Annotated in this window: 11 protein-coding genes and 1 pseudogene; 3 read left to right on the top strand and 9 right to left on the bottom strand. The window is 63.1% G+C overall.

Annotation, left to right across the window (positions count from 1 at the left end; genetic code table 11):
- Positions 1 to 12 precede the first annotated feature (12 nt).
- From J4E53_RS03900 to J4E53_RS03880, 5 genes are read right to left on the bottom strand one after another with little or no spacing between them, the layout of a single operon-like run.
- The gene (locus tag J4E53_RS03900) at positions 13 to 462 is read right to left on the bottom strand and encodes a VOC family protein (RefSeq protein ID WP_060742716.1); all 450 of its coding nucleotides are present in this window, start codon (positions 460 to 462) and stop codon (positions 13 to 15) included.
- An 11-nt stretch (positions 463 to 473) separates the two neighbouring features.
- Positions 474 to 1514 (bottom strand): YCF48-related protein, encoded by a 1041-nt coding sequence (locus J4E53_RS03895; RefSeq protein ID WP_103308346.1) that lies wholly within the window; start codon positions 1512 to 1514, stop codon positions 474 to 476.
- Positions 1515 to 1526: 12 nt separating this feature from the next.
- A complete protein-coding gene (locus J4E53_RS03890; RefSeq protein ID WP_060742718.1) occupies positions 1527 to 2321 on the bottom strand; it encodes an SDR family NAD(P)-dependent oxidoreductase in 795 nt (264 codons plus the stop codon).
- Positions 2322 to 2347: 26 nt separating this feature from the next.
- Complete coding sequence (locus J4E53_RS03885; RefSeq protein ID WP_103308347.1) at positions 2348 to 3838, bottom strand: aldehyde dehydrogenase family protein; 1491 nt, start codon at positions 3836 to 3838, stop codon at positions 2348 to 2350.
- A 10-nt stretch (positions 3839 to 3848) separates the two neighbouring features.
- Positions 3849 to 5390 carry an acetolactate synthase large subunit gene (locus tag J4E53_RS03880; protein WP_103308348.1) on the bottom strand — a complete coding sequence of 514 codons (1542 nt, stop codon included), beginning with the start codon at positions 5388 to 5390 and terminating at the stop codon, positions 3849 to 3851.
- Positions 5391 to 5664: 274 nt separating this feature from the next.
- On the opposite strand from J4E53_RS03880, the gene J4E53_RS03875 reads away from it, so the two are divergent.
- Positions 5665 to 6417, top strand: a complete 753-nt coding sequence (locus J4E53_RS03875) for an IclR family transcriptional regulator (RefSeq protein WP_060742721.1) — start codon at positions 5665 to 5667, stop codon at positions 6415 to 6417.
- 216 nt (positions 6418 to 6633) lie between these two features.
- Here the strand turns inward: J4E53_RS03875 and J4E53_RS03870 are convergent, their stop codons facing one another.
- The 4 genes from J4E53_RS03870 to J4E53_RS03855 all read right to left on the bottom strand — a co-directional run bounded on the left by J4E53_RS03870 (position 6634) and on the right by J4E53_RS03855 (position 12355).
- On the bottom strand, positions 6634 to 7959 hold the full coding sequence (locus J4E53_RS03870; RefSeq protein WP_103308350.1) for a hypothetical protein: 1326 nt from the start codon (positions 7957 to 7959) through the stop codon (positions 6634 to 6636).
- 82 nt (positions 7960 to 8041) lie between these two features.
- A complete protein-coding gene (locus J4E53_RS03865) occupies positions 8042 to 9391 on the bottom strand; it encodes an aminotransferase class III-fold pyridoxal phosphate-dependent enzyme (protein WP_103308351.1) in 1350 nt (449 codons plus the stop codon).
- A gap of 11 nt (positions 9392 to 9402) precedes the next feature.
- Positions 9403 to 10824: an aldehyde dehydrogenase family protein gene (locus J4E53_RS03860; protein ID WP_103308352.1), complete on the bottom strand. Its 1422-nt coding sequence runs from the start codon at positions 10822 to 10824 to the stop codon at positions 9403 to 9405.
- An 82-nt stretch (positions 10825 to 10906) separates the two neighbouring features.
- Positions 10907 to 12355: an APC family permease gene (locus J4E53_RS03855; protein WP_060742725.1), complete on the bottom strand. Its 1449-nt coding sequence runs from the start codon at positions 12353 to 12355 to the stop codon at positions 10907 to 10909.
- A 415-nt stretch (positions 12356 to 12770) separates the two neighbouring features.
- On the opposite strand from J4E53_RS03855, the pseudogene J4E53_RS30965 reads away from it, so the two are divergent.
- Both J4E53_RS30965 and J4E53_RS30960 read left to right on the top strand, forming a co-directional pair.
- Positions 12771 to 13964 (top strand): annotated as a pseudogene (locus tag J4E53_RS30965) (HAMP domain-containing protein); the annotation flags it as partial.
- A gap of 102 nt (positions 13965 to 14066) precedes the next feature.
- Entirely contained in the window at positions 14067 to 14822 is a 756-nt protein-coding gene (locus tag J4E53_RS30960; protein WP_409077843.1) for a methyl-accepting chemotaxis protein, read from the top strand.
- Positions 14823 to 14831 lie beyond the last annotated feature (9 nt).

Below are 14831 nucleotides of genomic sequence, written 5' to 3'. Positions count from 1 at the left end.
AGACTTGCCTCTTTAAAGTGGGTCGAGATCGAAATGCCGGCTGGGGGCCCCAGCGGCCTTGAAGCGGGCCTTGCCGCGCTCGTCGTCGTGTTCGGACTCGAGGAAAAACTCCATGCGATTGCCATCGGGGTCGTTGAAGTACACGCCGTTGCCGATCTCGTGGTCAGTGATCTTCACCACCTCGACGCCCTTGTTCAGCAACATGCCGTAGAGCTTGCGCAGGGTGGTCATGTCGCCCGCGATCTCCAGCCCGTAGTGCTGCAACCCCAGGCCGCCCTGGTGGGCGCCGGGCTCTGCGCGGAGCAATGCGATGTCGTGATGCTTGGCACCAAACGCCATCATGATCCAGCTTTCACCCCGGGCGCTTTCATGCATGCCCAGCACATCGGCGTACCAGCGGGCCGACACTTCCGGGTCGCTCACGAACAACGACAGGTGAGTACGAACGACTTCGACTTTCATCGCGCGATACCTCAGTTTTTCTTGATGATGGATTGATGCCCGGACTTGATTTTCGCCACGGCGGGGGTCCAGAGCACATCAGCGATTTCACTGAACTCACGCCACTGCTTCTGCCAGCCGTCACCGCCATTTTCGGAGGTGAACAGATGCCCGTACTTGGTGCCGGCGACGATCTGGCGAGGGTCGGCAGGGTTCAAGGCAATCGCCCAGACACAGGAGTTGGGTTGTTGCGGCAGCGGCAGCACTTCCCAACTGAGGGCGGCATCCCGGGAAACCAGGACCTTGCTGGTGGTGCCTGGGGTGCCGTCGGAGATGCTCAGGTAGAGCGTATCCTCGCCGCCCAACGGTGCATTCATGGCGCGCACGTAATACAGACCGAAAGCTTCCCGGGCGACGATGCCGGTCCAGGTCTGCCCCTCGTCGAGGCTGCGGTAAACGGCGTTGACGCACACCACGACGATGACCTTCTGCCCATGGTTGGGCAGGACCACGATGTTGTGCACGTCCGAGTTGAAGTCCCACAACAAGCGATCATCGACACGGGTCCAGCTCTCGCCCCCGTCGCGACTGTGGAACAACCCGCCCTCTTCCAGGCCGAACCAGAGCTGGTTGCGGTCCGTCGGATCGTAGGCGAAAGCCAGCAGGCGTGGACGACTGACGCCGTCGCAGAACTCCGGGATCTCCACGGGGGCACGGTCCCAGTGCTGGCCACCGTCGAGGGTGCGCCACAGCACGGCGCGCGACGGCGCACCGGTGCCCACGAAAATACGCTGTGCATCCTGGGGATCCACCGCCACCTTCCAGACGGTCTGCCCGTTGAACGGCGAATCCACCTGCTGCCAATGGCCGCCGGTATCACGGCTGATGCACAAGCCAACGTCGGTGCCGGCATAGATCACCTCGGGCGTAGCCGGGTGGAAACTCAGGGATCGGGTGATCGCATCGAATTCCAGGTCCTGGCCCAGGCCCAGGCGATGCCAGGTACGGCCATCGTCGGCGCTGCGGATCACCGCTTGCCCTACGGTGGCGACCAAAAGGGTTCCGTTACTCATCACTGCTGCTCCTCAAATGAAGATGCCACGGGTCAAGCCGCCGTCGATGCCAATGGATTCCCCGGTCACGGCGCCCGCCTTGGGGGATGCGAGGAAACCGATCAGCCAGCCCATTTCGATGGGTGCCAGGGTGCGCCGGATCGGCGTCGCGTCGATGTAGCCCTGCTCCACCTGCTCAGGCGTCTTGCCCTGCTTGACCCCTTCGCGCTCGTACAGCTCCTGGATGTGCGGGGTGTCGACCACACCGGGGTGGATCAGGTTGACGGTGATGCCGGAAGGGCCCAGTTGGTCGGAGAGCGTCTTGGTCATGTGGGCGATGGCCAGGTTGCGCATGCCCGAGAGCACCTTGCTGCCACGCCCGGTCAAGCCACCGATGTTGATGATGCGACCGAAGCCACCGGCCTTCATGTGCGGGGTCACCGCCTTGGCGCAACGGAAATAGCCGATCACCTTGGTGTTGAGGTCCGAAAGCAATTCGTCGTCGCCGGCATGTTCGATGTCGTTGCGCACCACGCCGGACGGTGCCGCAGCGCCGTTGACCAGGATGTCGATGCGGCCAAAGTGTTTGTGGGCCGCCTCGACCATGTCGGACACCGCCGACATCTGGTTGGTGTCACAGTACAGCGGCAGCACTTCGTTGCCGGTCTCGGCGGTGATTTCCTCGGCGGCTTGCTGGAGAAACTCCATGCGTCGCGCACAGATCACTACCTTGCAACCTTCCTGGGACAAAAAGCGCGCGACTTCCTTGCCGATGCCCATACCGCCGCCGGTGACGATCGCCACGCGGCCTTGCAATTCCAGATCCATAGCAGTTCCTCTTGTGATTATTCGGTTCAGGCCAGATCGACGAAGACACTTTTGGTTTCGGTGTAGGCATCGATCACGTTCTTACCCATTTCCCGACCCCAGCCGGATTGCTTGTAGCCGCCAAATGGCGAGGCCGGGTCGACGACGTTCCAGCAGTTGATCCACACCGAGCCGGCCTTCAACTGCGCCGCCACGCGATGGGCGGAGCGCAAGTCACGGGTCCAGAGACCTGCCGCCAGACCGTAAGGCGAGTCGTTGGCGCGCAGCACCAGTTCATCGATTTCGGTCCAGCTCATGACGGTCAGTACCGGGCCGAAGATTTCTTCCCGGGCGACACAGGCGCGCTCGGCGCGGTCGAGAAACACGCTGGGGCGGATGAAGTGGCCGCGCTCCAGGTGGGCCGGCCGATCACCGCCGCAGATCAGTTCGGCGCCCTCTTCCTGGCCCCGTTGCAGGTAGCCACGCACCGTGCCCAATTGCCGGGCCGAAACCAGCGGGCCCATGCTGCTGGCCGGATCCAGGCCTGGCCCCAATACATGGGCGGCCGCGTGGCGCTGGAGTTCTTCAAGCACCTGGTCGAGAACGCTGGCGTGCACATACAGACGCGATCCGGCGGTGCAAACCTGGCCCTGGTTGTAGAAAATGCCATCGGCGGCGCCTTTGGCGGCCCGGACAATGTCGGCGTCCGGCAGGATGATGTTGGGGGACTTGCCCCCCAGTTCCAGGGAGACCTTCTTCATGTTGCCAGTGGCCGCCTGGGCGATCAGTCGTCCCACCTGGGTCGAGCCGGTGAAGGCGATCTTGTCCACGTCCGGGTGCTGGGCCAGCGGTGCACCGGTCTGCGCACCCAGGCCAGTGAGCAGGTTGACCACCCCGGCCGGGAAACCGGCGGCCTCGATCAACTGCACCAGGCGAATGGCAACCAGGGGCGTCTGCTCGGCGGGCTTGAGCACCGCGACACAACCGGTCGCCAGCACCGGGCCGAGTTTCCACACGCACATCGTCAGCGGGAAGTTCCACGGCACGATCAACGCGCAGACGCCCACCGGCTCGCGCAAGGTGTAATTGAGCATCGGCGCGCCACTGGAGGGCGACACCGGCAGCGTGCTGCCTTCGATCTTGGTCGGCCAACCGGCGAAGTAACGAATGATATTGGCCGCACTGGCCGCTTCGCCCCGGGCCGCGCCGATTGGCTTGCCGTTTTCCAGGGTGATCAGTTGCGCCAGCTCTTCGCGATGCTGGTCGAGCAGTTCCGCCAGGCGAAACAGCAGCAACCCGCGCTGGGCTGGGGACTGCTGTGCCCAGGTCCCCGTGAAGGCCGCGCGGGCGGCAGCGACGGCGGCATCCACGTCGCGTTCGCCACCTTCGGCGACTTCAGCCAGGGGGTGTTCAGTGGCCGGGTTTTCCACGGCAAACCGGCGACCATTGGCGGCGTCCTGCCAAGTGCCGCCAATAAATAGACGCCCCGGTTGCGACAGGAACTTCTCGACCGCAGGTAACAATTGAATCGGGTTCATATCCGCTCCTTCACAGCGCCATTTCGATCAGGCAAGGACCACCGTCGGCCTTGGCGTTGGCCAAGGCGCGTTGCAACTCACCGTTGGTGTGCACAGTGCTGGCCGGCAAGCCGTAGCCCTTGGCCAGGGCCTTCCAATCGATACGTGGACGGTCCAGCACCGTCAGGCTCAGGGCCTCGGGGCCCAGCTCGGTCATGCCGAAGCGGCGCAGCTCGTTCTGCAGGATGGCGTAGCGGTGGTTGGCCGCAATCAGGATCACCACCGGCAGTTGCTCGCGGGCGATGCTCCATAAGGTCTGAATGGTGTACTGGGCACTGCCGTCCGACTGCAGGCAGAACACCTTGTTGCCACGCTCGGCCATGGCGGCGCCAAAGCCCACCGGGATGCCCTGGCCGATGGCTCCACCGGTGTTGGTCAGGACCCGATGCCGTGCGGCATGGGCCGAAGCGGTGAAGAACGGATAACCGCACGTGCCGCCTTCCACCGAAACGATGCAGTCGTCCGGCAACGATGCGGCCAGCACCTGGCCCACCGACTGCGGTGTCAACGTGGCTTCGCCGGGCGGCAGTTCGATACCGGTTGGCGTAGGCACGTAAGCCGGCGCCTCAAGCGCATCGGCCAGCGCAGTGAGTGCCCCGGCAACGTCGTCCCCCACCTCGGCCAGACACAGCAGGCGTTCACGCTCTGCCAGCCGGGAGGCAATGCCTTCGTAGCCGAAGTAGCTGATGGGCTCGGGGACGCCGGCACAGACCACCGCGTCGTATTGGTCAAGGATCTCGATGGCCACTTCCGGGAAGTAAGGCAGGCGATCCAGGTCTGGCAGGCCACCACCGCGATAACTCAAGCGCGGAAAGGTTTCGGCGAACAGGCGCACGCCTGGCAGTTGCGCCAGGCGCCCCGCCGCTTCCAGGCCGGCGACGGACAAGCCTTGGTCGCCGACGATAAACACCAGGCGCCGACCATCGCGCAAGGCCTGGGCGACCGCCTCGATCCGGTCACCGGCAAAACGCCGGACCGGAGCCTGCAATGCCGTGAAGGCTTTCTCGTGCTGCACGGTGTTGGCTTGCAGGTCCATCGGCAGAATCAGGCTGGCGATCTGACCGTTGGCTTGCCAGGCGGCACGCACCGCCTCCTGGAAATCCTCACCGACGCCCGACGCCGTGCGCGAGGTCCGTACCCACTTGGAAACGCTGCCGGCCAAGGCCTGGATATCACTGGCCAGTGGCGGATCGTAATTGACGTGCCATGACGCGTGATCGCCGATGACGTTGACGATCGGGGTGTTGGCGCGACGCGCGTTGTGCAGGTTGGCAATGCCATTGGCAAAGCCTGGCCCCAGGTGCGTCAGGGTCATCGCCGGCTTGCCGGCAATCCGGCCGTAGCCGTCCGCAGCACCGGTGCACACCCCTTCGAACAAGGACAACACCGGCTTGAGGGCTGGCGCACTGGCCATGGCTGCCACCAGGGGAATTTCAGTCGTTCCGGGATTGGCGAAGCAGTATTCGATACCGCTTGCCACCGCCGCCTTCACTATCAGTTGCGCACCATTCATTTCCAGCCCTCTTCATCGAGCGTTTGCAGTGGCTGAGATTTATCACACAGCACAATCGACAAAACAAGCTATTTTTCTGCATTAAAATCATATTTTGAGATTAATGCATATTTTATGAAGGTAAACGACTGAAAATCCGCTTGTATTTCTCAAGCATTGGGTTACCGTGGCGACGCGCTCCTGAGCGAGTGCGCGGGCTTTTCATCAGCGCCGCGGCTACCTATAGTGCTCACCCAACGACCCCCTACGCGCCATTCCCCCCTTTAGGAGCGAAATGAGCAGTCTGAGCAAAATGCTGAGTGTGCTGGACCTTTTCGGCCCGGCCACATTGAAGATCGACCCCGAGACCATCGCCGAGCGCATGGGCCTCTCACGGGCGACCGTGTACCGCTACGTCAAGGACTTGTGCGATGCCGGCCTGCTGGTGCGCGTGGATGCCGGCAGCTACGGCCTGGGGCCACGCATCATTGAGCTGGACTGGATGATGCGGCAGTACGACCCGATCCTCGTGGCAGGCCGCGAGTTGATGCACGAGCTGTCCGACGCCACTGGCCTGGCGGTGTTCGCCAGCGTTTTCTACGACGGCCGCATCATCAACACCTACATCGCCGAACCCAGTGACACCTACCAGTTCTCATTCGGCCGCGGCCAACCACTGCCGTTTTTTCGCGGTGCGCAATCCAAGGTACTGATCGCCTTCCAAAAGGGTCGGCGCCTGCAACGCCTGTTCGAAGAACACCTGGCCAACGACCCCGACAGCGGCCATGACTGGGCAAGCTTTTCCAAGGCCACGAAAAAAATCCGCAAGGATGGCTATTGCATGACCCACGACGAACTCAACCTGGGCCTCACCGGTATCGCGGCGCCGATCGTCAACCCGGAGCTCGACGAGGTGGTGGGCAGCCTTTCGGCCGTGGGCAGCACCCACAGCTTCAAACTGCTGCGCCAGGAAACCGTGGTTGAAATGGTGATGGACACCACCCGGCGGATTGCCGAGCGGATGCATACCCAGCCTGCCGTCGGCTAGAAACCGGAGGTGCAGCCATACCAGTGCCCTGTGGCGAGGGAGCTAACCGCTCTGGGCCGAGTTTCGGGATGACTGCAGGATTTGAATTCCCCCCAAATTCCCTGTGGGAGCGAGCTTGCTCGCGATTGCGGTGGGTCAGTTGAGATGGATGTTGATGGGGCCGCCGTCATCGCGAGCAAGCCCGCTCCCACAAGGTTTTATCGAACAACTCCGGCCTCAGAACGGCACGGCCACCGTCACCTGGCTGTACACGTTGGTGCCATTGCCCGTCACTTGATTGCCTCCCGTCGTCGCATCCCGATCCGGCTTGTAGAGGCCGATCAGCGGGGTGACGATCAAATGCTCGTTGACGACCCACTCGGCATACACATCCAGCTCGCGGGCATCCAGGTTCAGGGCGTTGTCTTTACGTACGGTGTTGTAATCGAAGTACAACGCACCGAGGGTCAGGTTCTCCAGCGGCGTGGCTGTCAGGCCGACATGATGAATGCCCGTGTTGCTGTTGAAGGGCCCGGCATAATTGCCCGCGACTTCACCCTGGAACCACGTGCCATAACCCGTGCTCTGCCCGGTGAACAGCGAATCCCACTTCTGCGAATAGCGGCTGTAGCGGTACGTCAGCTTGGGCGCCCAAGCGAGATCGGCAAATCTATAACCGGCCTCGGCGTACCAGGCGTTCTGCGGGCCGGCGTCCTTGTCCTGCCAGGCGTATTCGAATGCCAGGCTGGCGTTCTCGATGCCCGCGTCGCCTTCACCACGAATGCTGTAGACATCCATGCCCTTGCGTTGCTTCTGGAAGTCACTGGCCCACTGGTCGCTCACATCCAGGCCATGGATCCAGGTCAAGCCCAATGTCCCGGCCTTGGCGGTGTAGTCCAGCGTGCCAGCGGCCAGTTCGGCTTCGGCCTGGGCACGGTTGTCGGACTTGAGCCAGACCGCACTGCCATGCAACCCCTCCTGCCCGCCCAGACGCAATACGGCGGTCTGGTCGAACGCATGCCGGGCGGCCAGGTAATAGGCCCCCCCGCGATTCAAGCGACCATCGGCAGGCCCTTTGCCCAGGTTCGGCCCGTCATCGTTGATCAAGAATCCCCTGCCCAGCTTGACCACCTGGCGACCGCCGGAGATATCGACACCGTCCTGCCCCAACACAGGGAACAGATCGGCGGAGCGCCAGCCCAGGTAAGCGTCTTCGATCTTCGTCGTGCGCTCGCTGCCCAGTGTATTGCCGGCCGCGTCGCCATCGCCCCAGGTGGCGGAGCTGACCAGGCTGAACGCACCGTAGGCGCTGCCACGACCGGCCAGGCCCTGGTCGCCGCTGACGCCATACTTGATGAAGCCTTCGCGCCAGGTTGAACCGCCGGGCCTGCCGTCGTAGTTCTTGCGACTGTTGAAATGGCCGAACACCGCTAGCATGTCGGCGTTGAGGTGAGTGTCGTCATCGGCATACAACGCATAGGCCTGGACCTGACTCGCGGCGCAGAGCGCCAGCGTACAGGCAAGGCCACTGCCGAAAAATTCCATACGCGATAGGTTCCGCATGGCGGGAGCTCCTTGTGGTGCGCCTTCAAAGGCTGTCTTTATATTCAGGAGCCGGCGCAGCACGCTGCGCCGGCGGGTCGGGCTAGCGGCAATCTGCGAGCGCGCCGTCCAACGCACCGACCATCATGGCGGCCTCGTCGGAGGTCAGGGTCAGCGGTGGCGACATCACGATTTTGTTGCCTATCGGGCGCACCAGTACGCCGGCGCGGCGCGCCTGCTCGGCGATACGCGAGGCCAGGCCGTTGGCCGGGTCCAGCGGCTCGCGGGTGACCTTGTCCGCCACCAGGTCCACGGCGATCATCAAGCCCTTGCCGCGCACTTCGCCCACCACCGCATAACGTTCGGTCAGCGGCTGCAGTTGCTCCAGCAATTGGGCCCCGACTTTCCCGGCATTGCCCGGCAAGTCCTCGGCTTCGACGATGTCCAGCACCGCCAGGGCCGCCGCACACGCCGTCGGGTGGCCGCTGTAGGTGTAGCCGTGCATGATCACGCTACTGAAACCCGGACCGTTCTCGATGGCATCGGCGATACGCTGGTTGAACACCGTCGCCCCCATGGGGATGTAGCCGGCGGTGATGCCCTTGGCCAGGCACAGCACGTCGGGCGCGACGCCCCAACCTCGACTGCCGAGCATGCAGCCGGTGCGGCCGAACCCTGTGACCACTTCATCGGCAATCAACAAGATGCCGTGGCGATCACAGACTTCACGCAGCCTTTTCCAGTAATGCGCCGGCGGCACGATTACGCCACCGGCACCTTGCACCGGCTCGGCGACCAACGCGGCAATGGTCTGCGAACCCAGCAGCGCGATCTGGTCTTCCAACTGGCGAATGCAGTGAGCCGTCAATTCCTCCGGATCGCGGCAGTCCCAGGGATTGCGGTACAGCCACGGCGTATCGAGCAGATGACAGCCGGCCAACAGCGGCCCGTGGTTGTAGTGATAGACCCCATTGCCGCCCACGGAGGTGCCGCCCACGTGCACGCCATGGTAGCCATTGCGCAACGACAGGAAGCGCGTGCGCCCTGGCTCGCCGCTGGCGATCCAGTATTGACGGGCCATTTTCAGGGCCGTCTCGACCGCATCGGAACCGCCGGAACTGAACAGCACCCGCGCCATGTTTTCCTGGGCGAACATCGACGTCAGCCGCTCGGCCAGGTCGAACACCCGCGGGTGGGCGATGCCGTCGAAGGTCTGGTAATAGGCCAGTTCGTCCAGTTGCGCAGCGATGGCCGCCTTCACCGAAGGCCGGTTATGGCCCACGTTCACGTTCCAGAGGCCACCCACACCATCGAGCATGCGATGGCCCTCGATATCGGTGATGTAGTTGCCGTCGCCACGGGCGATGATCAACGTCTTGGAGCGGTTGGCTGGCGCCGAAGAACTCATCGGGTGCCAGAATTTCTTCTGCGCTGTCTTGTAGTGCTCGTACATGGTTGCAGTCCTCACTCAGTTTCACGCTTGCGTACGTACAGCAGCTGCTGGCCGGTAAACTCCAGCAGCCCTTCAAGGCCGAACTCGACGCCGAACCCGGACATCTTGCTGCCGCCAAACGGCGTATTCGGCTGGATCTGCGCATGGCAATTGACCCAGGCCATGCCACATTCCAGGCGACTGGCCAATGCCTGTGCCTGCTCGCTGTCGCGGCCCCAGACCGACCCTCCCAGGCCCATGTCGCCGGCATTGGCGCGGCGCAAGACATCCTCGACATCCTGATAGGCGATCAGGGGCAACACCGGACCGAACTGTTCCTCGTCCACCAGGCGCTGTCCGTCGGTCACATCGGCGACCAGCGTCGGCGGATAGAAAAAGCCCGGGCGGTCCAGACGGGCACCGCCGCACAACACCCGCGCCCCCTGGGCACGGGCGTCCGCCACCAGTTCCTCAACCAGTGTCAGTTGTTCGAGGTTCTGCACCGGGCCAAACGTGACCCCAGGCGCCAGGCCGTCACCCACCACCTGACGCCTGGCGATAACGGCCAGGGTCTCGGCAAAGGCCTCGTACTGGGATTGGTGGATGTACAAACGCTTGAGGGCGGCGCAGGTCTGTCCCATGTTCAGGAAGGCCGCCTGGAAAATGTCTTCGGCCACTGCCTCGACCGGCGTGCCGGGCAGCACAATGGCGGCATCGTTACCGCCCAGTTCCAGGGTCAGGCGCTTGAGGTTGCCCGCGGCGCCGCGCATCACGCTTTGGCCGGTGGCGGTCGAGCCAGTGAAGACGATCTTCTGGATGCCGGCGTGGGCAGTGATCGCGCTGCCGAAACCCTGTTCGCCGGTCACGCTATTGATCACGCCCCCAGGGACATGGCGCGCGATGATCTCCACCAGGCGCAAAGTGCTCAGCGGGGTCAGGCTCGACGGTTTGCTGATCACGCAGTTGCCGGCCCGCAACGCCGGCATGATGTGCCAGACGGCAATCATGAAGGGCCAGTTCCAGGGCGTGATCGATGCGACGACGCCCAACGGCTTGCGGTGCAGTTCAATGCGCTGGCTCGGGGTCTGCTCCACCAACTCCACGGGGATCTGTTGTTCGGCGGCGTAACGCGTCCAGGCCACCGCGCCCATCACCTCGGAAAACGCCAGCTCCAGCGGCTTGCCCTGCTCCAGGACAATCAGACGGGCCAACGACTCGGCGTCCTGTTCGATGTCCGCCGCGATGCTCAGCAGGCGCTGGCGGCGATCTTCATGGCTGCTGTATCGCCATTCGATAAAGGCCGACTGCGCCGCTTCGACGGCGAGGTCCAGCTGGGCCAGGGAACCGGCCGCGCAACGGGCGAACACGGTGCCGGTCGCCGGATTGATCACATCGAAGTGGCCGTTTTCGCCGTCGACCCGGGCCCCATTGATGAGCATTTGATAATCGTGCATAACATCTTCCTTTCACGCGCGGCCGGACCGTCCCGAACGACAGCGCAATTTTTTGTGTGGTTTGACGTGGTCGCGTGGCGCCCTAGAGCTTGTGGCTGCCCAACGCCATGAACCGCTCGGGCGAGGACTTGCGCAATCGGGCGGCGAGGAATACGCCGACAATCAGCGCGGCGGGAATGACGGCGCAAAGGCCGTAGGACAACAGTTGGCTGGCGCCGGTCAGCACGTCAAAATGCATCACCGCAAGGGCCAGGACCGCCAGCAATGCCAGGCACGAAAAACCCGGAAGAATCCGTCCGCGCCAGAGCCCCAGCTTCAACTCCGGATGCGAGCGGAAATAGACCCATACCGCCGCAGAGGTCAGGGCCATGAGCAGGATCACGCACAACGTGGCCAGGTTGGAGAACCAGGCGAACAATTGCAGGATCGGATCGGCGTCCAGTGCGGCGAAGATCAGCACCACCACCGCTGCGATCAGGCTTTGCAGGACCGAGCCCATGTGCGGACTCTGGTGCACGCGATGGGTGGTGCCCAACCGGCTGTGCAGCAAACCGTCACGCCCGATGGCATAGAAATAACGCGCCGCAGCGTTGTGGAACGCCAGCAGGCCGGCGTAGATGCTGACCATGAACAGCACTCGGATGATCTGGGTCAGGTGTGGGCCGACAAAGTGATCGGACATGCCGTAGATGAACGTGGTGGGATCCTGGAGCGCCTGCAAGGTCGGTACGATCTTGTCCGCGCCTACGCCAACCACCATGGCCCAAACCGACAGGGCATAGAACCCGCCGATCAACAGCACCGAGCTGTAGGTGGCGATGGGAATCGTACGGTGCGGGTTCCTGGCCTCCTCGCCGTAGATGGTGGTGGCCTCGAAGCCGATGAACGCCGCGAAGCAGAACAGCAAGCCGATGGACGGCGTGCCGCTGAACACATGGCTGCGATCGAACGAATCGAGATTGATGCCACTGTCGCCACCGGTCTTGAGGATGGCGAAATCCAGCGTCAGGATCGCCAGGTACTCGGCAATGACCACCACCGACAGCACCCGGGCCGACAGGTCGATCTTGCGATAACCGAGAATCGCGATGCTCGCCATCGCCAGGAGCGAATACGTCCACCACGGCAAATCCAGGCCAAAGACACTGGCCATCGTGCCGCTGACCACGCCACCGAACATGCCGTACAGCCCGACCTGGAGAATGTTGTAGGCGAACATCGCCAGCACCCCCGCCGCGCCACCGGCCAGGCCACCCAAACCGCGAGAGGTGAACGCATAGAAACCACCGGCGTTGGTCATGTGCCGGGACATGGCCGTGTAGCCCGCCGAGAAGGCCAGCAACACCAACAGCGCCAGGAGCAGCAACGCCGGCGTACCCGCGCCGTTGCCCAGCATGATGCCGATGGGGAAACCGCCGGCGATGACGCTCAAGGGGCTCGCCGCCGAAATCACAAAGAAGATGATGAAGCCGACGCCCAGGGCGCCGCGCTTCAACTCCGTCGAGCTGCTGATCGGGAAAGATACACTCATTGTTCTTGACCTTATTGTATGAGGCAGTTGTTGCTGGATCGGAGACGGCCAGTTTCGCCGACGTCCAAAAGCTTATTGTTCTGCTTGCACGCTGGATTCGATGCTAGGCCCTTGCCAAAACCCTTCGCTATCCCAAAACGGCAGCATCCGAGGCGGCGCCCCAAAACAGGTCAGCCCAATGCTGTAACGCTGACCATGTCCCTGGACCAAACGACAACCTGTGGCGAGGGAGCTTGCTCCCTCGCCACAGGTTTTGTGTTTTCTTGGCGGAACCGCATTGCCCAACGCCTGGGCACAACGGCTGCCGATTCGGGATAACCGGCAAGCGCTTCCTGCCGCAAGATAGCCTCGCCCGCCGTTCAAACAGTGCGGGGCACAGAACAATAAAAATCCCTAAGCGCAGGAAAATCTCAGCATGTTCTTCGCTCGTCTCTCTATCCAATGGCGGATCACGCTCCTGAGTGGGCTGTGCCTGCTGGCCGTCGTCGGGGCATTGACCGGTACCTCCCTGTATCAGAACCAGCAAGGCGCAACGCTGCTCAAGCAGCAAAGCAGTCAACTGCTCGGGCGCTCGGCCCTGGAAGGCCTGCAGGCGCAGGGCCTGGCACACGGTCAGCGGGTGGAGCGCTTTTTCAGCGAAACCGCGATCTATGGGGAAGGTTTTGCCCAGCAGGTCCTGCAACTGCGCGCCCAGGCGTGGAACGGGCGACTGACACCGGGGCAACTGCGCCAGGACCTGATCGCCGCGACCCGCCAAGCCCTCCAGAACCGCGAAAAAGTCCTCGGCTTCTACGTGGTGCTGCTTCCCGACGCGCTGGTCGGTGAAGATGCCGGTTTCATTGGCCAGCGCGATCTGGCCGGCAACGAAAAGGGTCGCTTCGCCTTGTACTGGTCGCAAAGCCAACCCGGCCACTTGGTGCAGGAGGTGCTCAGCGAAGCCCAGATCAGCGCCAACACCGCACCACCGGGCAGCGAGCCGGCCAACGCCTGGTACGTCTGCCCGCAGACCCTGGGACGCACCTGCGTGACAGAGCCCTACGCGATCGAGGTCGAAGGCCAGAAGACGTTGATGAGCAGCATCTCCATACCGCTGCTGGACCAGGGCAACGTCATCGGCGTGGTGGGCATGGACATCAGCCTCGATACCCTCCAGCAACTGGCCGCCAGCCTGGCCAACGACCTGTATCCCGGCCACAGCGAGATCAACATTCTTTCCCCATCAGGGCAAGTTGCCGGCCATAGCGGCACGGTTGACGGCACCTCGGTCGACGTTCGGCAAGCCGTGCAAACCGCTCCCGACAATAGCCCCTGGCAATTGCAGATACGCGTACCTGAAGCGCTTGTGCAAGCGCCAGCTCTGCACATGCAGGCGCAGTTGGACGACAAGTATCGCCAGGCCAACTGGCTCAACCTCAGCCTGGGCCTGCTGGCTGCCGGCTTGGGACTGTTGCTCATCTGGCTCACCGCTTACGGCGTGACCCGGCCACTGCTGAGGGTGGCGCATATGCTCGATGCGATTGTCGAAGGCGATGGCGATCTCACCCAGCGCCTGCCCAACGACCGCCATGATGAGTTGGGCCATCTGGCCAGGGGTTTCAACCGCTTTCTCGACAAGTTGCAGCCCATTATCCGCGATATCCAGCAAGCCTCCCTGGACACCCGCAACACCGCCGATACGTCGGCGCGGGTGGCCCGGGAAGTCAGCGCCGGCATGCACACGCAGTACCGGGAAGTCGAGCTGGCAGCGACCGCCTTGCATGAAATGAGCACCAGCGCCCAGGAAGTGGCTCGCCATTCCCACCAGGCGGCCGATGCCGCCACCGTCGCCGAAAACGCAAGCCGATCGGGGCGGGAATTGTTCGCCAACGCAGTCACCAGCATCGACAGTCTCGACCGGCGCCTGGAAACCACACTCGTGCAAGTGCAGGCGCTGGCCGGCAACAGCCAACACATTGGCCAGGTGCTGGACGTGATTTGTGCCATTGCCCAACAGACCAACCTGCTGGCCTTGAATGCCGCCATCGAAGCGGCCAGGGCCGGTGAACAGGGGCGCGGCTTCGCCGTGGTGGCCGACGAAGTTCGCCATCTGGCCAGCAACACCCAGAACTCGGTCGAGCAGATACGCACAGTGATCGAAGCGTTGCAACAGTTGAGCCAGGAGGTCGTGCACAGCACCCAACTGAGCCGCGAACAGGCCAAGGACAGCGTCGCCCAAGTCGAAAAGACCCATGTGGCGTTGCAACACATCACCGACGCCGTGGAAGTGATCGAACACATGAACCAACAGATCGCCAGCGCCGCCCTGGAGCAAAGCACTGTAGTGGAAGACATCAGCCATCGCGTCAGCGACATTCGCGCAATCAGCGAAACCTTGACCAGCCGGATGGAAGAAGCGTCGCAGGCAAGCCACTCGTTGCATGCCATGGCCAACCATCAACAGCAGTTGGTGGGGCATTTCCGGATCTAGTGGCCTGTG

It is taken from the genome of Pseudomonas sp. FW305-28 (assembly GCF_017351395.1).
Lineage (GTDB): Bacteria > Pseudomonadota > Gammaproteobacteria > Pseudomonadales > Pseudomonadaceae > Aquipseudomonas > Aquipseudomonas fluorescens_AA.
This window is presented reverse-complemented; position numbering and strand designations above follow the sequence as displayed.

What these genes read in the sequence shown, in the direction of transcription:
- J4E53_RS03895 (WP_103308346.1), bottom strand. Translation starts at nt 1,514, where the DNA reads ATGAGTAACGGAACCCTTTTGGTCGCCACCGTAGGGCAAGCGGTGATC.
- J4E53_RS03860 (WP_103308352.1), bottom strand. Translation starts at nt 10,824, where the DNA reads ATGCACGATTATCAAATGCTCATCAATGGGGCCCGGGTCGACGGCGAA.
- J4E53_RS30960 (WP_409077843.1), top strand. Translation starts at nt 14,067, where the DNA reads ATGCACACGCAGTACCGGGAAGTCGAGCTGGCAGCGACCGCCTTGCAT.
- J4E53_RS03855 (WP_060742725.1), bottom strand. Translation starts at nt 12,355, where the DNA reads ATGAGTGTATCTTTCCCGATCAGCAGCTCGACGGAGTTGAAGCGCGGC.
- J4E53_RS03865 (WP_103308351.1), bottom strand. Translation starts at nt 9,391, where the DNA reads ATGTACGAGCACTACAAGACAGCGCAGAAGAAATTCTGGCACCCGATG.
- J4E53_RS03880 (WP_103308348.1), bottom strand. Translation starts at nt 5,390, where the DNA reads ATGAATGGTGCGCAACTGATAGTGAAGGCGGCGGTGGCAAGCGGTATC.
- J4E53_RS03875 (WP_060742721.1), top strand. Translation starts at nt 5,665, where the DNA reads ATGAGCAGTCTGAGCAAAATGCTGAGTGTGCTGGACCTTTTCGGCCCG.
- J4E53_RS03885 (WP_103308347.1), bottom strand. Translation starts at nt 3,838, where the DNA reads ATGAACCCGATTCAATTGTTACCTGCGGTCGAGAAGTTCCTGTCGCAA.
- J4E53_RS03890 (WP_060742718.1), bottom strand. Translation starts at nt 2,321, where the DNA reads ATGGATCTGGAATTGCAAGGCCGCGTGGCGATCGTCACCGGCGGCGGT.
- J4E53_RS03870 (WP_103308350.1), bottom strand. Translation starts at nt 7,959, where the DNA reads ATGCGGAACCTATCGCGTATGGAATTTTTCGGCAGTGGCCTTGCCTGT.
- J4E53_RS03900 (WP_060742716.1), bottom strand. Translation starts at nt 462, where the DNA reads ATGAAAGTCGAAGTCGTTCGTACTCACCTGTCGTTGTTCGTGAGCGAC.